The organism is Actinokineospora terrae, from assembly GCF_900111175.1.
Classification (GTDB): domain Bacteria; phylum Actinomycetota; class Actinomycetes; order Mycobacteriales; family Pseudonocardiaceae; genus Actinokineospora; species Actinokineospora terrae.
This window is the reverse complement of the sequence record NZ_FOGI01000001.1, coordinates 482,194-505,215: the sequence shown is the minus strand read 5'-3', so window position 1 is coordinate 505,215 and position 23,022 is coordinate 482,194. Positions and strand designations below refer to the sequence as shown.

At 71.3% G+C, this 23,022-nt stretch carries 25 protein-coding genes; 8 read left to right on the top strand and 17 right to left on the bottom strand.

Annotated elements, in window-relative coordinates; genetic code table 11:
• The first annotated feature begins 2 nt into the window (after positions 1-2).
• From BMY07_RS02100 to BMY07_RS02070, 7 genes are all read left to right on the top strand, one after another.
• Complete coding sequence (locus BMY07_RS02100) at positions 3-1,532, top strand: benzoate-CoA ligase family protein (RefSeq protein ID WP_092774656.1); 1,530 nt, start codon at positions 3-5, stop codon at positions 1,530-1,532.
• Complete coding sequence (locus BMY07_RS02095) at positions 1,529-2,215, top strand: SDR family NAD(P)-dependent oxidoreductase (protein WP_092774655.1); 687 nt, start codon at positions 1,529-1,531, stop codon at positions 2,213-2,215. The genes BMY07_RS02100 and BMY07_RS02095 overlap by 4 nt, the downstream gene beginning before the upstream one ends.
• A gap of 19 nt (positions 2,216-2,234) precedes the next feature.
• Positions 2,235-3,053, top strand: a complete 819-nt coding sequence (locus BMY07_RS02090; RefSeq protein WP_092774654.1) for an enoyl-CoA hydratase family protein — start codon at positions 2,235-2,237, stop codon at positions 3,051-3,053.
• Complete coding sequence (locus BMY07_RS02085; protein WP_092774653.1) at positions 3,050-3,463, top strand: RidA family protein; 414 nt, start codon at positions 3,050-3,052, stop codon at positions 3,461-3,463. The genes BMY07_RS02090 and BMY07_RS02085 overlap by 4 nt, the downstream gene beginning before the upstream one ends.
• The gene (locus tag BMY07_RS02080; protein ID WP_092774652.1) at positions 3,460-4,557 is read left to right on the top strand and encodes an acyl-CoA dehydrogenase family protein; all 1,098 of its coding nucleotides are present in this window, start codon (positions 3,460-3,462) and stop codon (positions 4,555-4,557) included. Before BMY07_RS02085 ends, BMY07_RS02080 begins: the two co-directional genes overlap by 4 nt.
• A 71-nt stretch (positions 4,558-4,628) precedes the next feature.
• The gene (locus BMY07_RS02075) at positions 4,629-5,054 is read left to right on the top strand and encodes a hypothetical protein (protein WP_092774651.1); all 426 of its coding nucleotides are present in this window, start codon (positions 4,629-4,631) and stop codon (positions 5,052-5,054) included.
• A 40-nt stretch (positions 5,055-5,094) separates the two neighbouring features.
• Positions 5,095-6,255 (top strand): DUF1015 family protein, encoded by a 1,161-nt coding sequence (locus BMY07_RS02070; RefSeq protein WP_092774650.1) that lies wholly within the window; start codon positions 5,095-5,097, stop codon positions 6,253-6,255.
• 33 nt (positions 6,256-6,288) lie between these two features.
• Here BMY07_RS02070 and BMY07_RS02065 read toward each other — a convergent pair whose 3' ends face one another.
• The 12 genes from BMY07_RS02065 to xerD all read right to left on the bottom strand — a co-directional run bounded on the left by BMY07_RS02065 (position 6,289) and on the right by xerD (position 16,520).
• Complete coding sequence (locus tag BMY07_RS02065; RefSeq protein WP_092774649.1) at positions 6,289-7,467, bottom strand: cation:proton antiporter; 1,179 nt, start codon at positions 7,465-7,467, stop codon at positions 6,289-6,291.
• A 14-nt stretch (positions 7,468-7,481) separates the two neighbouring features.
• On the bottom strand, positions 7,482-7,955 hold the full coding sequence (locus BMY07_RS02060; protein ID WP_092774943.1) for a cation:proton antiporter regulatory subunit: 474 nt from the start codon (positions 7,953-7,955) through the stop codon (positions 7,482-7,484).
• Between the two features lie 38 nt (positions 7,956-7,993).
• Positions 7,994-8,560 (bottom strand): DUF4240 domain-containing protein, encoded by a 567-nt coding sequence (locus tag BMY07_RS02055; protein ID WP_092774648.1) that lies wholly within the window; start codon positions 8,558-8,560, stop codon positions 7,994-7,996.
• A 102-nt stretch (positions 8,561-8,662) separates the two neighbouring features.
• On the bottom strand, positions 8,663-10,117 hold the full coding sequence (locus tag BMY07_RS02050) for an AAA family ATPase (RefSeq protein ID WP_092774647.1): 1,455 nt from the start codon (positions 10,115-10,117) through the stop codon (positions 8,663-8,665).
• Complete coding sequence (locus BMY07_RS02045; RefSeq protein ID WP_092774646.1) at positions 10,108-11,262, bottom strand: DUF262 domain-containing protein; 1,155 nt, start codon at positions 11,260-11,262, stop codon at positions 10,108-10,110. Before BMY07_RS02045 ends, BMY07_RS02050 begins: the two co-directional genes overlap by 10 nt.
• A 230-nt stretch (positions 11,263-11,492) precedes the next feature.
• Positions 11,493-12,230, bottom strand: a complete 738-nt coding sequence (locus BMY07_RS02040) for a pseudouridine synthase (protein ID WP_092774645.1) — start codon at positions 12,228-12,230, stop codon at positions 11,493-11,495.
• Positions 12,220-13,047 (bottom strand): SMC-Scp complex subunit ScpB, encoded by an 828-nt coding sequence (scpB, locus tag BMY07_RS02035; protein WP_245782141.1) that lies wholly within the window; start codon positions 13,045-13,047, stop codon positions 12,220-12,222. The genes BMY07_RS02040 and scpB overlap by 11 nt, the downstream gene beginning before the upstream one ends.
• A complete protein-coding gene (locus BMY07_RS02030) occupies positions 13,040-13,858 on the bottom strand; it encodes a segregation and condensation protein A (protein WP_092774644.1) in 819 nt (272 codons plus the stop codon). Before BMY07_RS02030 ends, scpB begins: the two co-directional genes overlap by 8 nt.
• On the bottom strand, positions 13,855-14,109 hold the full coding sequence (locus BMY07_RS02025; protein WP_092774643.1) for a hypothetical protein: 255 nt from the start codon (positions 14,107-14,109) through the stop codon (positions 13,855-13,857). The genes BMY07_RS02030 and BMY07_RS02025 overlap by 4 nt, the downstream gene beginning before the upstream one ends.
• Entirely contained in the window at positions 14,106-15,032 is a 927-nt protein-coding gene (locus BMY07_RS02020; RefSeq protein ID WP_092774642.1) for a ParA family protein, read from the bottom strand. The genes BMY07_RS02025 and BMY07_RS02020 overlap by 4 nt, the downstream gene beginning before the upstream one ends.
• 135 nt (positions 15,033-15,167) lie before the next feature.
• A complete protein-coding gene (locus BMY07_RS02015; protein WP_092774941.1) occupies positions 15,168-15,482 on the bottom strand; it encodes an ArsR/SmtB family transcription factor in 315 nt (104 codons plus the stop codon).
• A gap of 102 nt (positions 15,483-15,584) precedes the next feature.
• Positions 15,585-16,520, bottom strand: a complete 936-nt coding sequence (gene xerD, locus BMY07_RS02010) for a site-specific tyrosine recombinase XerD (protein ID WP_092774641.1) — start codon at positions 16,518-16,520, stop codon at positions 15,585-15,587.
• Between the two features lie 58 nt (positions 16,521-16,578).
• On the opposite strand from xerD, the gene BMY07_RS02005 reads away from it, so the two are divergent.
• On the top strand, positions 16,579-17,085 hold the full coding sequence (locus tag BMY07_RS02005) for a DUF1707 domain-containing protein (RefSeq protein WP_281245019.1): 507 nt from the start codon (positions 16,579-16,581) through the stop codon (positions 17,083-17,085).
• 19 nt (positions 17,086-17,104) lie between these two features.
• On the opposite strand, the gene BMY07_RS02000 is transcribed toward BMY07_RS02005, so the two are convergent.
• The 5 genes from BMY07_RS02000 to steA form a co-directional block, all read right to left on the bottom strand.
• The gene (locus tag BMY07_RS02000; protein ID WP_245782140.1) at positions 17,105-17,731 is read right to left on the bottom strand and encodes an NUDIX domain-containing protein; all 627 of its coding nucleotides are present in this window, start codon (positions 17,729-17,731) and stop codon (positions 17,105-17,107) included.
• Positions 17,728-19,425, bottom strand: a complete 1,698-nt coding sequence (locus tag BMY07_RS01995) for a CTP synthase (RefSeq protein ID WP_092774938.1) — start codon at positions 19,423-19,425, stop codon at positions 17,728-17,730. Before BMY07_RS01995 ends, BMY07_RS02000 begins: the two co-directional genes overlap by 4 nt.
• A 171-nt stretch (positions 19,426-19,596) precedes the next feature.
• The gene (locus BMY07_RS01990) at positions 19,597-20,253 is read right to left on the bottom strand and encodes a hypothetical protein (RefSeq protein WP_092774640.1); all 657 of its coding nucleotides are present in this window, start codon (positions 20,251-20,253) and stop codon (positions 19,597-19,599) included.
• A gap of 175 nt (positions 20,254-20,428) precedes the next feature.
• On the bottom strand, positions 20,429-21,370 hold the full coding sequence (locus BMY07_RS01985; RefSeq protein WP_092774639.1) for a copper transporter: 942 nt from the start codon (positions 21,368-21,370) through the stop codon (positions 20,429-20,431).
• Entirely contained in the window at positions 21,367-22,551 is a 1,185-nt protein-coding gene (gene steA, locus BMY07_RS01980; RefSeq protein ID WP_092774638.1) for a putative cytokinetic ring protein SteA, read from the bottom strand. The genes BMY07_RS01985 and steA overlap by 4 nt, the downstream gene beginning before the upstream one ends.
• Positions 22,552-23,022 lie beyond the last annotated feature (471 nt).

The following is a 23,022-nucleotide window of genomic DNA, read 5'->3' as shown; positions in this document are numbered from 1 at the left end:
CGGTGCCGCCGACGCAGCTCGACCTCGCAAGCCACTTCCTCGACCGCAACCTCGACCAGGGCCGGTCGGACCGCCCAGCCCTGCTCGGCCCGACCGGCCCCACCAGCTACGCCGACCTCGCCGCGCTCACCAACCGGATCGGCAACGTCCTGCTCGGGTTCGGCGTCGCACCCGGGGATCGGGTGCTGTTAGCCCTGTCCGACGGCGTCGAGTTCGTCGCCGCCTGGTACGCGGCGCAGAAGGTCGGCGCCATCACCGCCGAGGTCTACACCTTCCTGACCGCCAAGGACTACGCGTACTTCCTCGACTACACCGACGCCACCGTGATCATCGCCGACTCCCTCACGCTCGACCGGCTCCGCGAGGCGGGCGTCCAGGATCGGACCGTTCTGGTAGTCGGCGCGGGCGAGTTGCGTTCCACCGAGCACGACCTCGACGCGCTGGCGTTGGGCGCTGAGTCCACTTTGGACCCTGTGCCACGCGCCGAGGGGGCCGTGGCGCTGTGGAAGTTCACCACCGGCAGCACCGGTGCGCCGAAAGCCTGTCCGCACGGTGTCCGCAGTCCGCTCAACAGCCACAAGTGGTACGCGCGCGGTGTGCTGGGCCTGACCGAGGACGACATCGTGCTGCCGGTGCCGAAGCTGTTCTTCGGCTACGCGCGGGACCTGACGGCGTTGTTCCCGTTCGGGGTCGGCGGCGCCGGGATCGTGTTCCCGGAGCGCACCACGCCGGAGCGGGTCTTCGCGTTGATCGCCCGGTACCGGCCGACCGTGCTGGTGAACGTGCCGACGATGATGGCCGCGATGGTCGCGCACCCGCTGGCCGCCGACCAGGACCTGAGCTGCCTTCGGCTGTGCACGTCGGCGGGCGAGGCGCTGCCGCCCGAGCTGCACCGCAAGTGGGACACCACCTTCGGCGTCGAGGTGATCGACGGGATCGGCTCGTCGGAGGCATACCACATCTACATCTCCAACCGGCCCGGCGCGGCCAAAACCGGCAGCATCGGGTCCCTGGTCCCCGGCTACACCGCGCGCGTGGTCGACCCGGACGGTGTCGAGGTCCCGGACGGTGAGGTCGGGACGCTGGAGATCACCGGCGCCACGGCGGCATCCGAGTACGTGGGCGACCCGGCGAAGTCCGCGACCACCTTCCCGGGGGACGACACCGTCCACACGGGAGACTTGGTCGTGCGCGATCCCGATGGCGAGTTCCACTACCGGGGCCGCGCGGACGACCTGCTGAAGGTCAGCGGGATCTGGGTGGCACCGAGCGAGATCGAGCACTGCCTGATCGGGCACCCGGATGTCGTGGAGTGCGCCGTCCTCGGGCACAACCGCGACGGGTTGATCCGGCCGTACGCGTTCGTGGTGGTCACCGGACAGGCCACTGAGGACGACCTGCGCCGGTTCGTCCGCGAGCGGTTGTCGCCGCACAAGACCCCCGAACGGGTGGTCTTCGTGGCCACTCTCCCCCGCACCACCAACGGCAAGCTCGACCGCAGGGCGTTGCGCGCGTTGGATGTGTCCTCATGAGACGCGTCGTCATCACCGGTGGCACCAGGGGCATCGGCGCGGCCATCGCGACCCGGTTCCGGGACGCGGGCGACGAGGTGCTCGCGCTGGGCCGCGGCGACTGCGACGTCACCGACGAAGCCGCGGTGTCGGCGTTGTTCGCCGACCTCGGGCCGGTCGACGTGCTGGTCAACAACGCCGGGATCGCCTCGAGCGCGCCGCTGGCGAGGACCACGGTCGCGCAGTGGCGCACGCAGCACGACGTGAACGCGCTGGGCGGGTTCCTGTGCACCCGGGCGGTGTTGCCGCGGATGCTGGAGCGCGACACCGGGCGGGTCGTGTTCGTGGCGTCCACCGCGGGCAAGGTCGGGCAGCGGTACACCGCCGCGTACTCGTCGGCCAAGCACGCCGCGATCGGCCTCATGCGGGCGGTCGCGGCGGAGGTCGCGGGCACCGGGGTGACGTCGAACGCGGTGTGCCCGACGTTCACCCGCACCGACATCGCCGCCGAGGCGGTGCGCACCATTGTGGACCGGACCGGGCGCACACCCGAGGACGCGGAGGCCGCGCTGGCGTCGGCATCCCCGCTGGGGCGGTTGCTCGAACCGGACGAGGTGGCGTTCGCGGTGGTGTTCCTGGCCGCGGCGGAGGCGGGCGCGGTGAACGGGCAGTCGCTCGTGCTCGACGGAGGAGGAGTCCAGTGACCGGTGTTGGAGGCAGTCGATGAGCCCGTTCCGGGCGTCACCCGGGGTGACCGGCGAGTGGGGCCACTTCGGGTTCGCGGTCGAGGACGGGGTCGCCACGGTGACCCTGGACCGGCCGGAGAAGCTGAACGCGCTCACCTTCGACGTGTACGCGGACCTGCGCGACCTGGTGGCCGAGCTGCCGCACCGCGGTGACGCGAAGGTGTTGGTGCTGCGGGGAACCGGGCGCGGGTTCTGCTCGGGCGGGGACGTCGAGGAGATCATCGGCGAGCTCCAGTCGATGGCGGCGGCGCAGCTGCTGGAGTTCACCCGGATGACCGGGGCCGTCGTGCGGGCGCTGCGCGAGTGCCCGATGCCGGTGATCGCGGCGGTGAACGGGGTCGCGGCGGGCGCGGGGTCGGTGCTGGCACTGGCGGCGGATTTCCGTTTGCTGGCAGAGGAAGCGTCGTTCTCTTTCCTGTTCACCAAGGTCGGGCTGGCCGGTGCCGACATGGGTTCGGCGTACCTGTTGCCGCGGCTGGTGGGGCTCGGGCGGGCGACGGAACTGCTGATCCTGGGCGAGAAGGTCGACGCGGCCAGGGCGGAGCAGCTCGGGTTGGGCACGGTGGTCGACGATCTCCCCGCGGCGGCGGACTCGCTGGCCCGCCGGCTCGCGGACGGGCCCGCGCTGGCGTACTCCATGACCAAGGTGCTGCTGACCCGCGAACAGGACCTGGACCTGGCGTCGTCGATCGAACTGGAGGCGATCAGCCAGGCCCTGCTGATGAAGTCCACCGACCACGCCGAGTTCTACGCGGCCTGGTCGGCGGGCCGCCCCCCGGTCTGGAGGGGCCGATGACCCCGCACCGCGTCGTGACGGCACCGGACCTGGCCCCGCCGGTGGGCTTCGCCCACGCGGTGGTCGCGGCACCGGGGAGCACCGTGTACCTGGGCGGCCAGACGGCCCTGGATCCGGCCGGGGCGATCGTCGGCACGACCATGGCGGAGCAATTCGACCAGGCCGCGAGCAACGTCGTGTCCGCGCTGACGGCAGCGGGAGCCCAGCCGTCGCACCTGGTGTCGTTCATCATCTACGTGACCGACGTGGCCGCGTACAAGGACGCCCTCCCAGAGCTGGGCCCGTTGTGGCGCAAACACTTCACCCGCCACTACCCAGCCGTCGCCCTGCTCGGCGTGACCCGCCTGTTCGACGACGAGGCCCTGATCGAGCTGGTCGCCACCGCCGTGATCCCAGGGGGTGCGGCGTGAGTTCACTCGACGACCTGCGCGCGCGGTGCGAAGCCCTGGCCCAGGGTCCACTGCGGACGGCCGCCGAGCAGGGGGCGCCGGGGCGGGTGAACCGGGGGCTGGTGAAGGCGCTGGCGGAGCACGGGGTGTTGGCGGAGGTCTTCGACCAGACCCCGAAAGCGTTGGTGCTGTGTGTGATCCGGGAGGCGCTCGCGCGGCACTGCACCGAGGCGGAGACGGCGTTCGCGTTGCAGGGGTTGGGTGCGTACCCGATCGTGCTGGCGGGGAGTGCCTCGATCGTCGACTACTGGGTTCCCCGGGTGGCCGCTGGGGATGCCGTGGTGGGGTTCGCGCTGACGGAACCGGAGGCGGGCTCGGACGCGGCGCACCTGTTGTTGCGGGCGGTTCCCGATGGTGACGACTTCCTGCTGACCGGGGAGAAGACCTACATCTCGAACGCCCCCGATGCCGACGTCTACTCGGTGTTCGCCCGCACCAGCGACACCGGCGCCAAGGGCATCACCGCGTTCGCCGTCCCCCGCGACACCCCCGGCCTCGACGGGGAGCAGCTCGACCTGCTCGCTCCGCACGCCATCGGCCGCCTGCGCTTCACCGGTGCCCGCGTGCCCCGCGCGAACGTCCTCGGCGAGGTCGACGGCGGCTGGTCGGTCGCCATGCGCACCCTCGACATGTTCCGCCCCAGCGTCGGCGCCTTCGCCGTCGGCATGGCCCAAGCCGCCCTCGACGCCGCCATCGCCCACGCCACCCACCGGCACGCCTTCGGCAAACCCCTCGCCACCTTCCAGGGCCTCACCCACCAGCTGGCCGACGTGGCCACCCGCCTGCACGCCGCCCGCCTCCTGGTCCACGACGCCGCCACCGCCTACGACGCCGCCCCCGGCACCACCGCGTCCCTCTCGGCCATGGCCAAGCTCTTCGCCACCGAGACCGCCCAGCACGCCGTCGACCTCTCCATCCAGGTCCACGGCGCCCAGGCCCTGGAACGCGGCCACCTCCTCGAACACCTCTACCGCGAGGTCCGGGCCCCCCGGATCTACGAGGGCACCTCCGAGATCCAACGCGAGATCATCGCCCGCGCCCTCTTCCGCAAGTAGCCCCCAGGGCGCGCACCGTGTGAACCGGTGCCGGGTGGGAACCGAGTGCGGGATCAGGGGCTCCCACCGGTATGCGGATGTGGTGGGTGGTGGTGTTGGCGCTCGTGGCCGGGTGCCAGTCGGCGCCTGCTGAGCGGGTGGGCCTGGGGGAGCCGCCGCGGCGGGTGGGTTTGGGGGAAGTGTCCAAGGTGTCGGACCTGGTGTTCGCCGAGGACGATGAGCTGGTGGCCGGGTGGTACTCGTACTTCCAGGAGTGGCACCTGGCCGCGCGGGTCAGGGTCGGGTCGGTTGACCGGTTCAGGAAGGACAACGGGTTGGCGGAACCCGCGCCGGTGCAGGGGGCTTTCCGGAATCCGGCGAGTGATGCCGACCCCGGGTGGGAGCCGGAGCCCGCGACGGGGGTGACGCCCGCGGACACCGATGTGCGGCGTTCTGTCCGGTTCGTGCGCGACGGGAGCGGCGCCGAGGTGGTCTACCTGGTGGTCGAGGCGGCGTGAGTTTGGCGGGGGCGATCATGGGTGCGGCACGATAGCGGGCATGACCGAGTGGGTCCGCCCGATCAGGCGGGGTTGGCTGGTCCGCGGCGAGGTGCCCGGGCCGGATGTCGACGAGTTCGCTGACGCCGACCGGGTGGTGGCGGCGTTGGCGCGGCCGGGGACCCGGGGGTCGCTGCTGGCCGTGCAGCACCCGCACCGCACGCCGACCGCGCTGGCCGCCGGGCACGACCTGCTCGACGTCCTCGCCGAGGCGCGGCGCACGCTGCGGGAGTTGACCCGCACCGCGTACCGGCCGGTCGCGGACGTGATCGCGCCCTACCGGGTGGACGGTCCGGACGGGTCGGCCACCGGCGTGCTGTGCCTGGTCGACCCGGCCGCGGTCGGGGCGGACGGGGTGTCGTGGGTGCGCCACAGCGAGCAGGTCTACCCGGAGGTCGTGGCCGAGCGGGCCGCTGTCCTCACCGGACTCGGGTGCGCCACCAGTGCCGCGCTGCTGATCCCGGTGGTCGACGGCCAGGTGCTCACCGACACCGTCGACCAGGCCATCGCCGCGGCCGGGGCGCCCGCGATCTCCACAGTGGACAGCGGTGGCCGCAGGCACCGGGTGTGGCTGCTGGGCCCCGGCCCGATCCAGGACGCCGTGCTGTCGGTGGTCGCCGCCCGCCCGCTGATGGTCGCCGACGGCAACCACCGCGTCGCCGCCGCGGCCGCGGCCGACCTGGGTGGGCTGCTCGCGCTGGTCACCGCGGGCCCCGGCCTGCGCATCGGCGGCTACCACCGCGTCCTCACCGGCACCGGCCTCGACGCGGACGCCCTCAGCGCCGCCTGGCGCGCCATCGGCCTGCAGGTCACCGAGGTCGCCGCCGCGGCACCGCCCGAGCACCCGGGCTCGGTGGTCGTCGAGACCCACGGCCGGACCCTGTGCGTCGACCTGCCGCCGTCCACCGCCCTCGACCACGCCCAGGTCGAGACGCTCTTGCTGCGCCAGGCCCTGCACCTCGACCCGGAGGGCACCCACGTCCGCCCCCTGCCCGAGGGCCGCGCACCGGACACCGAGGTGGACGCCGTGCTCAGGCTCGCCCCGGTGCCGCTCGCCCAGGTCCTGGCCGTCCACGCGGCGGGCGGGCGGATGCCCCGCAAGAGCACCTACTTCACGCCGAAGCCCCGCAGCGGACTCCTCTTGGCCGACCTCGACCGCTGAGACTCGCCTGCCACGGCTTGGCGCCGGAGGTCGCTAGGCCGTGGCAGGGCGGGGCTTGCGCATGAACACACGGGTGACGGGTTCGACGACGCGCGCGGCGACCGGGCCGATGATGGCCATCAGCAGCACGTACGCGGTGGCGAGGGCGGCCAGTTGGTTGTCCACGGCCCCCGCGCTGACCGCCAGGCCCGCGATGACGATGGAGAACTCGCCGCGCGCCACCAGCGCGGCCCCCGCCCTGGCCTTGCCGAGGGTCGCGATGCCCTGCCTGCTGGCGGCGAACCAGCCGGTGCCGATCTTGGTGACCGTGGTGACCACGGCGAGGGCCACCGCGAAGCCCAGGACCGGCGGGATGCTGCGGGGATCGGTGTTGAGGCCGAAGACCACGAAGAACATCGCGGCGAACAGGTCGCGCAGGGGTTCGAGCAGCTTGGTGGCGTTCTCCGCGGTCGAACCGGAGATGGCGATGCCGAGCAGGAACGCGCCCACCGCCGCTGACACCTGCAACTGCGAGGCGAGGCCGGCGACCAGGAGCGCGGCGCCGAGGACGCGCAGCAGGAACACCTCGGGCTCCGGGCTGTCGACCAGCACCGAGACGTACCGGCCGAAGCGCAGCGCGATCACGAGCACGACGGTGACCGCGACCAGTGACACCCCGACCGCGGTGAGCCCGCCGAGCAGGGTCGCCCCGGCCAGCAGCGCGGTGAGGATCGGCAGGTAGACGGCCATCGCCAGGTCCTCGAACACCAGGATCGACAGCACGACGGGCGTCTCGCGGTTGCCCAGCCGCCCCAGGTCGCCGAGAACCTTCGCGATGATCCCGGACGACGAGATGTAGGTGACGCCCGCCATCGCCAGCGCGCCGACCGGACCCCAGCCGAGCCACAACGCGACCGCGGCGCCGGGCACGGCGTTGAGCACGATGTCGACGACCCCGGCGACCCAGGACCGTTTCAGCCCGGTCACCAGCTCCGCGGCCGAGTACTCCAGGCCGAGCAGCAGCAACAGCAGCACGACGCCGATCTCGCTGGCGATCTCGGTGAACCCCTCGATGCCTTCTAAAGGCACCAGGCCGCCAGCGCCGAACGCGATCCCGCCGACCAGGTACAGCGGGATCGGGGACACGCCGATGCGCCAGGCAAGCCGTCCGAGCACACCCAGCCCGAAGAAGACAGCGCCCAGCTCGATCAACGAGATGGAGGAATCGTGCAAGAGCCTTGCCCCGCTCAGCCGCGTTCGAGGACTTCGGCGGCCTTGGCCAGGCCGTCGCCCGTGCCGACCGTCACTAACAGGTCGCCGCCGCCGAGCGCGAAGTCGGGCTGCGGCGAGGGGTGCACGGTGCCCGCGCGGACCACGGCCACCACGGACACCGCGGTGCGGGTGCGCAGCGCGGTGTCGCCGAGGGTGCGGCCGTCGTACGGGGAGTTCGGCGCGATCGGCAGCTGCCGGGTGCTCACCCCGGGGGCCTGGTCGCGCAGCTGGGCGACCAGGTTCGGCGCGCCGAGCAGGTTGGCCAGCGCGGCGGACTCCTCCACGGTCAGCGGGATGGAGGCCACGCACGAGTCCGGGTCGTCGTGGCGGGACACGACCAGGTCGAAGTGGCCGTCCCGGTGCGTGATCACACCGATGCGCCGCCCGGTGCGCGACACGAAGTCATGACGGGTCCCGATCCCCGGCAGCGGGGTCACCTCGACGTTCACCACACCACGGTAACAAGCCCGGTGCCCGTTTCGTTCCTTCAGACGTGCGCGCGTGCCGCGGCGAACAGCGACCACAGCCGCGGCAGCCTGGCCCGCACCTCGTCCTCGTCCTCGATGTCCCACTCCGCGTCGACCGGCGTGGCCGCCGCCCCGGGCAACCCGAGCCGCTCCAGCCCGGACTCCACCCCGGTCACCTCCTGGTGCGCCTCGTGCGCGGCGAAGTCCAGGCTCTCCCACTCCGGCCAGTCCTGGTCCGACCACTCCCGCATCGGCCGCCCCGCCAACGCCAACACCCCGGGCACCTCGGCCAGGCTGTCCGGATCCGCGACCGCCCGCTCGAACACCTCGCGCCCCAGCGTCAACAACCACAACTGGAAGTAGCAGAACCCGTCCGCCGAACACCCCTCCTCGATCAGGTGCGCCGCCGCCCACATCGTCCAGGTGTCCGCCCGCCGCCTGACCTCCGCCAACCGCCGCGCGAACTCCACCACCTCCCCCACCGGCAACCGCGTCAACTCCTCGGTCAGCCACTCGCTCTGCTCGTCCCGATCCCCAGGCTGCTCCGTGGCCCGACCGATCAACTGCCAGAACCCCTCGTCGGTCATGGGGGGATCATGCCGTGGGGGACTGACAGAGTGGGGGGATCTCACACTGTGCGTCACAACTCGTACGCGGGCCGCGAGCAAGCGCCGACCTGGGCGAAGGTGTCACGGTGCGGGGTCGCATCGTTGCTTCAACCAGTCCGCGAGTTCCTCGGCTTCACGTCGGTGCTGCTCGTCGTCAAGGACGAGGTCCACCACGGCGCTGATCACCTGAGCGGTGTCGCCGTAGTGCTTGCCGAGCCCCATCAGCCAATCGTGGTGTTCCTGACCCGCCAGGTTCTCCAGCGCCATCCGAAGACGTTCAACGCCGCCGGGGAGATTCGGGGTCCACGTCGTGGCGGTGTCAGCCCTCCACCGCTCCGCAGCACCGCGCAGCAACGCCTCCGGCGCCACAGTGCCTGGGAGGTGCCAAAGCCGGTTCGTATCATCGGTCTTGCCGCGCTGGTCGCCGTCGAGGATGCCGACCAGCGCGAACCCGTCCGGGGCGATGTGCCGCAGCTCGCCGAGGACCCTGTGCACTCCTGACTCGCCTGTGTGCGCGTACCTGATACTCACGACAGCGGCAAAGGCGGGCGCAACGGCTTGGAGCAGGGCCCGCAGGACTTGCGCGGCGACGAGGTCCTCCACCACCACAATTGCGTTTCGAGTGGCTGGGATCCCCAGGAAACCGGTGATCGCGGGAATGCCCATGCCCTGCCGGAAGCCCTGCTCCGGCGGTCCCTTGAGGAGCACGACATTGTCGTCGGGCAGGGAGTTGATCAAGCCGGGCGAGTGGCTCGAGATGACCATGGTGAGATCCCGGTCGGCGGCGAACGACACCATGGCGTCGATCAACGCTCGCTGCGAGAAGGCCGCCAGATGGCTCTCCGGCTCCTCGATGAGCACCACCGTGCCCGGCTCGAGGTCACGCAGCCGCCACAGCAGGTAAGTAGCCATCAGTTCACCGCGACCCATTCCGAGCAGGTCGTAGGAGTGACCGTGGGCGTCGACCTCGAAGTAGGGAGTGGGGGTGTCGTCCTCGCTGAATGCTGTGACCTCGTACACCCGGATGGCCGTGTACGAGCGGCGCAGGATGTAGCCGATCCGCAGGACGTCGTTGTCGTGCAGCGGAGCCGGGTCGACGCCTTCCTTGAGGTCTTCCCGGTTGTCGTCATCGCGGAATCTCCGAATCAGCGTCTCAGTCTCCATCGAAGGATCGATGTAGACGACCGCTGCGGGGACCCGGCCCGATCGGTTGTGCGTCCTGCCGTCGAACTCGATCGTCCACTCTTCGCCCGCCGTGCTCCCGGCGACGGAGACAGACGAGAGCCAATGCGGCAACTCCGGCGAGTACACCTGGTTATCTGTATCATCACCCGAAGCGATACACCTGATCAACGCACCCAGGGTTCGGGACTTCCCGGCACCGTTTCCGCCGCACAGCACGGTGACGCCAGGCCCGAAAGTGAGCTCGAAGACCTGTCCGCCCCCGTGGAACTCGGCCTTCGCGAGCCGAGTGGTGTACGGACGGTTCGACATCTTCCGGAGCGTGCGCTCTCTCGCCGCCTGCCTCAGAGCCACGGGTTGTCCCCCCACTTCTGCCTCACCGCGAACTCGTACAGCGACCGATCCAAATCGGGTTGATCAACGTGTTTCCAGGCCTGTTCGAGTTCGTCGATAAACGGCCCCGCGGCCGCCGCCATGGGAACGCGTTCAACGAACAACATCCACGCCGTGAGATCCCGCAAGACGACCGATGACACGTCGGCAACGCGGGATGTGGCGCGATCGTTGAACACCGAGAGGACATGGCGAGCGCGGTAGAGACTCGGGCCGGGCTTGGCCCGGCTCTGCTCGACGAGGTCGATGATGTCGGCGAGCGCGGCTCCGTAGACGTCCAGGCTGCTGTGACGATGCAACTTGGCGGCCATGCACAACCAGGTGTGGATCGTGGCCTTGTTGGGACGCCGCGAGCCCCCTCGCCCGAGGAAGGGGAGGTCGAGCACGAACTGGAGCGACTCCTTCGCTTGGGCCACTGTGGTGTCGGGAAACATCACAGGCGCCCGGTAGCGGTTGGTGATGCGCTGAGCGGTCACCTTCTCCGTCAACGTGCGCTTCTCCAGGGTCAGCAGGAAGCGCGCGATCAGATCGTCGTATGCCATCCGCGCGTTCGAGAAGCCGATCCGCTCCGCGACCAGACCGCGTTCGACGGCCCAGGAGACCAACTCGCGAACCTGGTTGCGAGGCCCGCCGATGAAAGCGTTGCGCTTCTCCGCCTCAGTGAGGATCGTGGGCTGGTTCAAACGGAAGAACAGTTCGTGCGGCTCGTCTGACGTGTAGTTGGTCAACGCGAAGACCCGGATGGAGAACTGGTTGAACTTTCGCATCTGCGACGGCGGGAGCTGATCGTACGTGAAGTCATGGAGGGTGACGATCGAGGCATCGTTCGGCTCGATCCGGCCATCGACGGGAAACTCGTTGCGCACGAAGTCGCGTATCGCCGTCAAGCGCTGCTGGCCGTCCAGGACGTCAAACGTATTGTCTTCCTTTTCGACCAGGTGGATTGGCGGAATGTGCCACTCGCGGAGGATGCTGTCGATCAATCTCTGCTTCTTGCTTCGCGTCCACACCTCGCCGCGCTGGAAATCCGGCTGAAGGTCGTATGTGCCGTCCTCGATGCGGTTCACGATGGTCGAGATGTCGGGGTCGCTCGTGTTGAACTTCAACCACCCTCCACAGGCTCTCGCCTCCTGGCAACGCCCACCAGGCGCGGAAGTTCGATCTTACTCGCAGGCTCGGCTCCCGAATCACAGGACCAGCCAGAGGACGAGGGCGTCGTTCACCGATCGACCGGACATCATGGCGATCACCGCCAGCCGCAGTCGGCTGATTCGACGACGAAGAGGCCGTCATGATTGACGGCCTCTTCAGTGAACAATGCGGGTGCCGGGGTGGGTTACATGTTGACGGCGGTGTAGAGGGCGCCTACCTCGGTGCGGTTGAGGGCTCGGAGGGAGCCTGGGCGCTGGTTGCCGAGGCGGACGTCGGCTATTTGGGTTCGGACCAGCTGGAGGACGGGGTGGCCGACTTCCTCCAGCATGCGGCGGACGATGTGCTTGCGGCCCTCGTGCAGGACCACCTCGACCAGGGCCTTGCCCGCGTAGCTGTCGACCAGGCGGAAGGAATCCGCGGAGGCGGGGCCGTCGTCGAGCATCACGCCGTCGCGGAGGCGTTTGCCCACGTCGCGGGCGACTGGGCCGGGGACCTCGGCGAGGTAGGTCTTGAGGACCTGGAACGAGGGGTGCATCAGGCGGTGGGCGAGGTCGCCGTCGTTGGTGAACAGCAGCAAGCCCTCGGTGTCGGCGTCGAGGCGGCCGACGTGGAAGAGGCGGTCGCTGCGGTCGCGCAGGTAGTCGCCGACGCACGGGCGGCGGCGGTCGTCCTCCATGGTGCTGTGCACGCCGCGCGGCTTGTTCAGCGCGAGGTAGACGCGGTCCTCCCGGACCACCACGCGCACGCCGTCGACGTGGATGACCACGGCGTCGGGGTCGACGCGCTTGCCCTGCTCGCGCACGACCTCGCCGTCGACGCTGACCCGGCCCTGGTCGATGAGGTCCTCGGCCGCGCGGCGCGAGGCCACCCCGGCACTGGAGAGGACCTTCTGCAGCCGGACGCCCTCTGGGCTAGTTGACATCGTCGATCGCATCCACTTCTGGCAGCAACGGGGCGATCGGGGGCAGGTCCTCCAGCGAGGACAGCCCCAACCGCTCCAGGAACAACTCGGTCGTGCGGTACAGGATCCCACCCGTCTCGGGATCGGTCCCGGTCTCCTCGATCAGCCCGCGCACCACCAGGGTGCGGATGACGCCGTCGACGTTCACCCCGCGCACCGCGGCGACCCGGGACCGGGTCACCGGCTGACGGTAGGCGATGACGGCCAGTGTCTCCAAAGCGGCCCTGGTGAGCTTCGCCCGCTGGCCATCGAGTAGCAGCTTCTCCACGACCGGCGCGTACCGGTCACGGGTGAAGAACCGCCACCCCTCACCGACCCGCCGGAGGTCGATCCCACTGCCCTGCTCGGTGTAACGGGCCGCGATGCGCCGCAGCGTCTCCCGGACCCGCCGCACCGGCTGGTCGGTCGCGGTCGCGAGCAGTTCTTCCTCCGCGGGCGAGTCGACGACCAGCAGCACGGCCTCCAGCGCGGACTCGAACTCGGCGTCCTCGGTGAGGTCCGGGAACCCCGACCCGGTCTGCACCAGATCAGCGTCCGCCTCAGGCGCGGCCTCGTCATCCACCGCCACGTCGTGGTCCACCGGTGCCTCATCGCCCACCGGTGCCTCTTGCCCCACCGGAGCCTCTTCGCCCACCGGCACGTCTTGATCTACCGGAGCCGCCTGGTCCACCGGTGCCTCTTGGTCCACCGGAGCCTCTTGGTCTACCGGCGTGGCATCCCCGTCCACTGCCACCTCGTCCACCACGGCAGGGGTCTCGGTCTGGTCGTTGTCAGCCATAGTCCTCGTCCTCGGTGCCGACCGGTGCCGCGGCGGCCTCGGTCAGCGCGCCGCCGGTCCACTCCACGTGCAGGTCCCCCAACGCGTCGGGCTGCTCGAACAGCACCGTCGCCTCCCGGTACAGCTCCAGCAGCGCCAGGAAGCGGGCCACGATCTCGATGGTGTGCTCGCAGTCGGCCACCAGCTCGGAGAAGCTCGCCCGCCCCAGCTCCGCCAGCTTGACCCGCAGCAGCGCCGCGGTCTCCCGGACCGACACCCGCCCCATGTGCAGGTGGTCGAGGGAGACGACCGGCGGCGGCTTGGGCCGGAACACCGCGGCGGCGATGGCGGCGAAGCGCTCCGGGTCGACGCCGATCAGCACCTCGGGCAGCAGTTCCTGGAACCGGTCCTCCAGCGCCACCGACCGCGGGTACCGCCGCAGCGCCCCCGCCTCCAGTTCGCTGAACAGGGCCGCGACCTGCTTGTACGCCCGGTATTGCAGCAGCCGCGCGAACAGCAGGTCCCGGGCCTCCAGCAGCGCCAGGTCCTCCTCGTCCTCGACGTCGCCTGCGGGCAGCAGCCTGGCGGCCTTGAGGTCGAGCAGGGTGGCGGCGACGACGAGGAACTCGGTGGTCTCGTCGAGGCTCCAGTCGTCGCCGAGCGCGCGGATGTGGGCGATGAAGTCGTCGGTGACCCGGTGCAGCGCCACCTCGGTGACGTCCATCTGGTGCTGGGAGATCAGCTGCAGCAGCAGGTCGAACGGGCCCTCGAAGTTCGACAGCCGCACGGTGAACCGACCGCTCACCGCGACCGCGGGTTCCTCCTCGGTCACTGGCCGCCGTCCTGGCGCAGCTTGCGCACCAGCACCGAGTCCGCGCCGTTCTCGGCGAGGTCGGCCAGCGCGGTGGCGACCGCCTCGCGCACCACCCGGCCGCGGTCGACGGCGACGCCGAACCCGGCGCGCAGGGTCAGCCTGGCCTGTTCGAGGGCGAGCAGCTCCTCGTCGGAGACGTAGACGGTGATCTTCGAGCTGTGCTTCTGGCGCGGCGTGCCGCCGGGGACCGGGTCGAGCGGGTTGGTCACCGGGCGATCACCTCGCGGGCGAGCTGGCGGTAAGCCTTGGCCCCCGCCGAGCGCGGCGCCCAGGTGGTGATCGGCTCACCGGCCACGGTGGTCTCCGGGAACCGCACGGTGCGGTTGATGACGGTGTCGAACACGGTGTCCTTGAACGCCTCGACCACGCGCGCCATCACCTCGCGCGAGTGCAGGGTGCGGGGGTCGAACATGGTGGCCAGGATGCCGGTGATCTCCAGCTTCGGGTTGAGCCGCTCGCGCACCTTCTCGATGGTGTCGATGAGCAGCGCGACCCCGCGCAGGCTGAAGAACTCGCACTCGAGCGGGATGAGCACGCCGTCGGCGGCGGCGAGGGCGTTGACGGTGAGCAGGCCGAGCGAGGGCTGGCAGTCGACCAGGATGTAGTCGTAGGCGTGCAGCACCGGCCGGATGGTGCGCAGCAGCGAGTGCTCGCGGCCGACCTCGGAGACCAGCTGCACCTCGGCGGCGGAGAGGTCGATGTTGCTGGGCAGCAGGTCCATGTTCTCGACGCCGGTGCGCAGCACGACGTCCTCGATGCCGACCGACCGCTCGATGAGCACGTTGTAGATGGTGCGGTCGAGCTGGTGGGCCGGGATGCCCAGGCCGACCGACAGCGCGCCCTGCGGGTCGAAGTCCACCAGCAGCACCCGGCGGCCGAACTCGGTCAGCGCGGCGCCCAGGTTTATCGTCGACGTGGTCTTGCCGACGCCGCCCTTCTGGTTGCACATCGCCAGCACCCGCGCCGGACCGTGGTGGTCGAGCAGCGCGGGCTCGGGGATGTGCCGCTTGGGCCGACCGGTCGGGCCGACCCCGGTGCCGCCTACCTCCTCCGGGCCGTCGTCGTCAGCGTCGGAGGCTGCGCGCGGCGCGATACTCAGCTCCACGGCACCCCCGTGCGGAAGTGTCGACATGGCGATCTAGCTCCTTGTCGCCTGCGTTGCTGTCACGCGCAGCGTAAGCGGGTGCCGGTCAGCCACCAACGCGGCTCGCCGGTGCGCGCCGCACCTGTCGAGCCGGTTGTCAAGACCACCCGGGTGCCGGGGCGGCTAGCCGTCGACCCGGATGACGGCGCCGAGCACCGACTCCAGCAGCCCGGGGAACCTGCGGTCCAACTCCTCGCGGCGCAGCGAGAGCCAGCGCTGGTTGCCGTCGCGGCGGGTGTGGGTCACCCCCGCCTCGCGCAGCACCCGCAGGTGTTGCGACAACGTCGACTTGGCCACCGAGACGTCCAGGTGCCCGCACGACATCTCGCCCGCGTCCGAGAGCTGGGTCACCACGGCCAGCCTGGTCGGGTCGCTGAGCGCGTGCAGCACCTCCGGCAGGGTCAGCCGCTCCAGCCCGGGTTCGTCAACCTCGCCCATCGCGCCCATCGCGCACCTCCGGCGGAACAGAGTAGGGGAAGGATCATCGAAAACAGGTTGACTTGGGGAGTTTTCACCTCAACCGCCGACTGACCAGCACTCTTAGCCGATCGCTCTCGGATGCGCGGTGGCGTACACCTCACGGAGGGTGGTCACGGTGACCAGGGTGTAGATCTGCGTGGTGGTCACCGAGGCGTGCCCGAGCAGCTCCTGCACGACCCGGACGTCGGCGCCGCCTTCGAGCAGGTGGGTGGCGAAGCAGTGCCGCAGGGTGTGCGGCGACACCGGCGCGGCGATGCCCGCGTGCTCGGCGGCGGCCTTGAGCACGGTCCACGCGCTCTGCCGCGACAGCCGACCGCCCCTGCGGTTGAGGAACACCGCGGGGGTACCGCGGCCTGCGGCGGCGAAGCCGGGTCGGGCGCGCACGAGGTAGGCGTCGACGGCGTCCAGGGCGGGTCGTCCGATGGGGACCAGCCGCTGCTTGCCGCCCTTGCCGTCGAGCAGCACGGTGCGGTCGGTGGCGTCGATGTCGTCGAGGTCGAGGCCGACGACCTCGGAGATGCGGGCGCCGGTGGAGTAGAGGACCTCCAGCAGCGCGCGGTCGCGCAGTTCGCCGGGCCCGTCGCCGTGCGGGGCCTCCAGCAGCCGCAGCACGTCGTCGACCGGCAGGGCCTTGGGCAGCCGCCGCGGCGGGATCGGTGGTTTCACGCCCCTGGCGACGTCGTGCTCGACGAGACCCTCCCGGTGCGAGAACCGGTGCAGCCCGCGGACGGCGACCACGGCCCGTGCCGCCGACGACGCGGCCAGCGGCGGGTGGTCGGTGTCGCCCTCGCGCAGCAGCACCAGGAACGAGGACACGTGCCGCTCCCCCACCGCCGCCAGGTCGCGGACCCCGTGCGCGGCGAGGTGGTCGAGGTAGCGGCCCAGGTCCCTGGTGTACCCGTCGAGGGTGTTGGTCGCGGTGCCGCGCTCGACGGCGAGGTGGTCGAGGTAGGTGCGCAGCGCGGCCTCGACCGTGCCACCGCCGCCGGAACCCATCAGCCGAGCCTAGCCGGACCGGCCGAACCGGGGGCGGCACTCACGTATCGTGGGCGGCGTGAGCGTCCCAGGTGGTCCCGATTCCGTGCGCGTCGGCACCACTGAGCGCGAGGACTCGATGCGCGCGCTCGGCGAGCACTTCGCGCAGGGCAGGCTGCCCATCAGCGAGTACGAGCAGCGGGTCGGCGCCGCGGCGGACGCGGTGACCCGGGGCGACCTGCGGGTGCTGTTCGCCGACCTGCCCGCGCCGCACCCGCCGTTCCTGGTGCCGCCGACCTGGGCCGCCCCGCCGCCCCAGCCGCTGCCGTACTACCCGCCGGTCAACCAGGCGTTCGGTCCGCCGGTCCCGTACGAGATGATGCCGTCGGACAAGTCCAAAGTGGTCGCGGGCCTGCTGCAGATCTTCCTGCCGTTCGGCGTCGGCCGCTTCTACACGGGCCACTACGGGATCGCGATCGCCCAGTTGCTCACCTGCGGCGGCTTCGGGATCTGGTGCCTGGTGGACGGGGTCGTGCTGCTGGTCAGCGGCGGCCACGACGGCGAGGGTCGGCGCCTGCGCGACTGACCCCCGCCGCCCCCGCGGTTCAGCCGCGGCGCTCGAACGCCCTCGGCCTGCCCTCCCACGGCGCGTCGGCGGGCCGCGCCCCGACCGCGCCGGTGGTGACGGCGTGCGCGGCAAGCAACCCGGCGACCGCGGCGGCGTTGGTGATCTCCCCGGCCAGCACCCGCCGCACGGCCTCGGCCAGCGGGACCCGGTCGATGACCAGGTCGGCCTCCTCGTCGCCGAGCACCACCCGGTCCACAGTGGACAACCCGGTGGCCAGGTAGACGCGCACGACCTCGTCGGTGAACCCGGGCGAGACGGCCAGGTCCACCAGCACCGACCAGTCGGCGGCGGCGAGCCCGACCTCCTCGACCAGCTCGCGGCGCGCGGCCTCCAGCGGGTCCTCGTCGGCGTGGTCGATCAACCCGGCGGGCAGCTCCCACAGCCGGTCGCCCACCGGGTGCCGGTACTGGTGGATCAACGCCACCGAACCGTCGTCGTCGAGCGCGACCACGGCGACCGCGCCGAGGTGCTCGACGACCTCGCGGTTGGCCGTCGTGCCGCCCGGCATCGCGACCTCGTCGAGGCGCAGCGCCAGGATCCGGCCGACGTGGATGTCGCGGGTGGACACCACCTCGAAGGCGTGACTGCCCGGTCGGGTGCTCACGCGTCCACCTTCTCGGGCTCGTCGAGGTCGACCGGCAGCCGCTCGGCGCGCAGGTAGGTCAGCGCGGCGCCGATGAACCCGGCGAAGAGCGGGTGCGGGCGGGTCGGGCGGCTCTTGAGCTCCGGGTGCGCCTGGGTGCCGACGAAGAACGGGTGCGCCTCGGCGGGCAGTTCGACGAACTCGACCAGCCGCCCGTCCGGCGACGTGCCGGAGAAGTGCACCCCGGCCTGGGTGAGCCGGTCGCGGTAGGCGTTGTTGACCTCGTAGCGGTGCCGGTGCCGCTCGGTGACCTCGCGCTCACCGTAGACACCGGCCACCACCGAGCCCGCGGCCAGCGCCGCCGGGTAGGACCCCAACCGCATGGTGCCGCCCATGTCGCGCTCACCGGCGACGACGTCCTGCTGGTCGGCCATGGTGCTGATCACCGGGTCGGTGGTCTCGTCGGCGAACTCCGCGGAGTTGGCGCCCGCGATGCCCGCCAGGTTGCGCGCGGTCTCGATCACCATGCACTGCAGGCCCAGGCACAGGCCCAGCACCGGGACCCGGTTGACCCTGGCGTGGGTGATGGCGCCGATCTTGCCCTCGATGCCGCGCACGCCGAACCCGCCCGGCACCAGCACACCGTCCACCCCGGACAGGGCGGCGGCGGCACCGGCAGGTGTCTCGCAGGCGTCCGAGGGCACCCAGACGACCTCGACCTTGGCGCGGTGGGCGAACCCGCCCGCGCGCAACGCCTCGGTCACCGACAGGTACGCGTCCGGCAGGTCGACGTACTTGCCGACCAGGGCGACGCGGACCGTCTCGGTCGGCTTGTGCACCCGGTCGAGCAGGTTGCCCCACACCGTCCAGTCGACGTCGCGGAAGGGCAGCCCGAGGCGGCGCACCACGTAGGCGTCGAGGCCCTCGCCGTGCAGCACGCGCGGGATGTCGTAGATGGACGGGGCGTCCGGCGCGGCCACGACCGCGTCGGTGTCCACATCGCACATGAGCGCGATCTTGCGCTTGAGCCCGGCCGGGATCTCCCGGTCGGCGCGGCAGACGATCGCGTCGGGCTGGATGCCGATGTTGCGCAGCGCGGCCACCGAGTGCTGGGTCGGCTTGGTCTTGAGCTCACCGGAGGGGGCCAGGTAGGGCACCAGCGACACGTGCAGGAAGAACACGGTGTCGCGGCCCACGTCGTGGCGGACCTGCCTGCAGGCCTCCAGGAACGGCAGTGACTCGATGTCGCCGACCGTGCCGCCGACCTCGGTGATCACCACGTCCGGGGCGCGGCCGGAGGCGTCCGGCTCGGCCATCGCCCGGATCCTGGCCTTGATCTCGTCGGTGATGTGCGGGATGACCTGGACGGTGTCGCCGAGGTACTCGCCGCGCCGCTCCTTGGCGATGACCGCCGAGTACACCTGGCCGGTGGTCACGTTCGCGCTGCCGGAGAGGCTGCGGTCGAGGAACCGCTCGTAGTGGCCGATGTCGAGGTCGGTCTCGGCGCCGTCCTCGGTGACGAACACCTCGCCGTGCTGGAACGGGTTCATGGTGCCGGGGTCGACGTTGAGGTACGGGTCGAGCTTCTGCATCGTCACCCGCAGGCCGCGCGCGGTCAGCAGCTGACCGAGGCTGGAGGCGGTGAGGCCCTTGCCGAGCGAGGAGGCGACGCCTCCGGTGACGAAGACGTGCTTGGTCGTCCGAGCGTGCTGCACCAAGAGGGCTCCCGTGGTCTAGGTCGCGGTGGTGTTATCGCGCTGGCCGCGGCGTTCTGACCGCGCCGGTCCACGGGGTTTCATGCTAACACCAGCCGCGCGCGGGTCCGCACAGCGCGCGGCCCCGCCGTGTCGCCCCGGTTGGGGGCGGTGGCGGGGCCGCGGATCGGGTCAGGGGGTCGGCGAGCAGGTGGTCGCGCCGACCAGCACGTCCCCGGAGATGCCCGAGGGCGGCAGGAACCGGATGTGCGCCACGTTCAGCGTGATGCTGCCGTCCGGCGGCGTGGTCACCTCCTTGAAGGTGATGGTCGCCAGGGTCTCGTTGAGCCCGCCCTTGAGCTCGCGCACGTAGTTGGTCGGCAGCGGGTTGGGCAGCGCGGCCAGGCCGGTGAGCCCGCCGAACGACCAGCCCGCGGTGGAGCCCTCGTTGTCGCCGACGCAGCTCACCTTCCAGGTGCCGATCTTGAGCCGCGGCCCGCCGAGCAGCACCAGCGCGGACAGCTCGAAGTTCGAGCCGGTGGCCTCGGACTTGGTCTCGGTCAGGCCCTCGTCGGCGTCGACGACTCTGGTGGTGCACGTCGAGGTGCCACCACCGAACTTCACCCCGGCGGCGCTGACGACGCCGGAGGAGCCCGTGCTCGGGCCCGTGACCGAGCACTGGGCGATGGGCTGCAGGGTCGTGGGGATGCCCAACCGGACCAGGTTGGCCGACCCGATGTGCGCGGTGCCGGGCGCGGCGACGGCCAGCGCCGGGGTGCCGGTCGCGATCAGCGCGGTGAACGCGGCTGCCGCGGTGAACGCGATCCGCGCCTTGGTGATGTGCCCCATGGTTGCTCCTTGACCTCCCGTGGCGGAACGGACTTCCACCACGGGCGTCATCGGTTCCGACGGTCGGAAAATGACCAGCTGATCATGGTCCGTACCCGTCCGGGAGTACCGTTCACGCGTTGGTGAGGGATGCTCATGACCCCGCGCGACCACGTCACCCTCCCGAGCGATGCCCTTACTCCGCAGGGGCGCCGGGCGCGGCGGCCTGCGCGTTGCCCGCGCTGCCGTAGCGGCCCGCCCGCTCGGCCACCTGCTCGGCCAGCGCGAGCACCACGACCACCCGGCCCGCCGGGGTGTCCACGTTGTCCACTGTGGACAGAATGGAGGTCGCCGCGGTGTCGGCCCTGACCACCCCGACCGCGCCGGAACCCTCGGCGGAACCGAGCCCACCGGTCAGCACGGTGCCCGCGCCCGCGCGGTCGACCTGGGTGGCGAACCGGGCGATGGTGGCCGCCTCGTCGCCCGCGTCGTCCCCTGTGGACGCTCCGCCGGTGAGCACCACGGCGAGCTGCGCGGGCGCGATGTCCGGTGCGGCGGCGAGGAACCCGCCCTCGGTGAGCCCGGCGAGCGCGGCCGCGGTCTCCTCCGGCGACGCCTGCGGTTTGTTGTCCGCCTTGCTGATCAGCAGCAGCGGACCGAGCAGCCCGCCCGCGAGGGTCCCCGGGTCGGTCACCGTCGGCAGCTGCACTCCCGCGGGCAGCAACCTGGTCACGATCTCCTTGAGCTGGTCGGCCTTGGCCGGGTCGGCGAAGGCGTCGGTGAGCTGCAGCTCGCCGGTGACGCTGCCGCCCGCCGCCGTCACCAACGCCTTCACCGCGTCCCGGTCGGCCGGGTGCGCGTCGGCGGTGGTGATCAGCACGACCGTGCGCTTGTCCAGCGCGCCGCGCACCGCCAGCGGCCCGATGGCGCCCGCGAACGAGTCGCCGTCGGCCAGCCGCGCGTTGAGCGCGTTGCGGTCCTGCTCCAGCTGGGTCACCTGGGTGCCCAGGTCGCTGTTCTCGGTGGTGATCCCGGACAGCAGGGACCGGCTCAGCGTCGTCGAGCCGAGCACCACCCCGACCGCGATGGCCAGGAAGACCGCGGCGATGGAGGTGATGTGGTAGCGCAAGGTGATCACGAGAACAGCCCCTTCACCCAGGAGAACGCCGCGGACCAGGTGTCGGTGAACCAGTCGCCGTAGGCGGCGCCGACCCCGGAGACGGCGATGGCGGCGGTGATGGCGAGCAGCGCGGCACCGACCATGACGACCACCGCGCCCGCGGAGACCCGGCTGCGGTGCAGGGTGGCCACCGCCTTGCCGTCGACGAGCTTGCCGCCGAGCTTGAGCCGGGTCAGGAAGGTCGACGGGTTGGACCCGGAGCGGCCGCGGTCGAGGAACTCGCGCAGCGTCGCCTGGAAGCCCACGCCGACCACCAGGGTCGCCTCGTGCGCCTCGGCCAGCAGCAGCGCCAGGTCCTCGGAGTTGCCGGAGGCGGGGAAGGTGACCGCCTCGATGCCCAGGTCCTGCACCCGGTTGAGGCCGGGGGCGTGCCCGTCGACGTAGGCGGGCACCACGATCCTGGCGCCGCTGCGCAGCGCGTCGGTGGAGATGCCGTCCGGGTCGCCGACGATCACGTCCGGCCGGTGCCCCGCGGCGCGCAGCGCGTCGGCACCGGACTCGACGCCGATGAGCACGGGCCGGTGCTCGGCGATGTAGCGGCGCAGACCGCGCAGGTCGTCGACGTGGTCGACACCCGGGGCCACCACGACGACCTGCCGCCCGCGCATCTGCACCGGGATCTGCGGGACGCCGATGCCGTCGAGGATCATGGTGCGCTCGCGGCGGAGGAACTCGATGGTGTTGGCGGAGAACGCCTCCAGCTGCGCCGACATCCCGGCCTTCGCCTCGATCATCTGGTCGGCGATGGTCTCCGCGGTCTGCCGGGTGCCGCTGGCGACCTCCTTGTCGCCGAGGTACACCCCGCCCTCGTGCAGCCGGACCCGACTGCCCTCCTTGATCACCCGCAGCGCGTCTTGGCCGACACCGTCGATCAGCGGGATGCCCGCGTTGACCAGCAACTCCGGCCCCAGGTTCGGGAACCGCCCGGAGATCGACGGCGAGGCGTTGACGACCCCGGCGACGTCCGCGCGCAGCAACGCGTCCGCGGTGGCCCGGTCCAGGTCGAGGTGGTCGAGGACGACGACGTCGCCCGGCGAGAGCCGTCGCAGCAGGTCACCGGTCCGCCGATCCACCTTGGCCGACCCGGTGATCCCGGGGCGCGGCGGCTGCGAGCGGCTGAGCAAACCCGGGAATCTCATGCGCCCGATGGTGACAAACCAACCGCGATTAGTCCGAACGCCACGCCGCGATGGTCTGAACGGGCTAGAGGGAGGGCGACTAGGCTTTGCCGCTCTCGGGTGGGTCTTCTGGCTGGGCGGGGTGCTTGGGTGCGTCGTCGGGCTGGGGGTGGTGGGGTGGGGGTGCTCGATGGGGCGAACTTGTTTCGCGCGGGGCCCCTACGACACCCGTGGCAGGACCGCAAAGCAGGGGCCGAAAAGCAGGGCCCTGTCCGCGAACGACGCTACGGGCGCCGTCCCCCCACGCGAAACAAGTCCGACCCATCGAGCAGTTGGGCGCGCGAGGGCCTCGACGGGCGGGGCCGGGGCAATGACGGTGGCCGGGTGAGGCGGTCGGGTGCGTCTTCGGGCCGGGGGTGGTGAGCTGAGGGATGCTCGATGGGGCGCGTGTGGGTCGGCTCTTGGGCGAGCGTCAGGCTTGGCGCTTCTTGC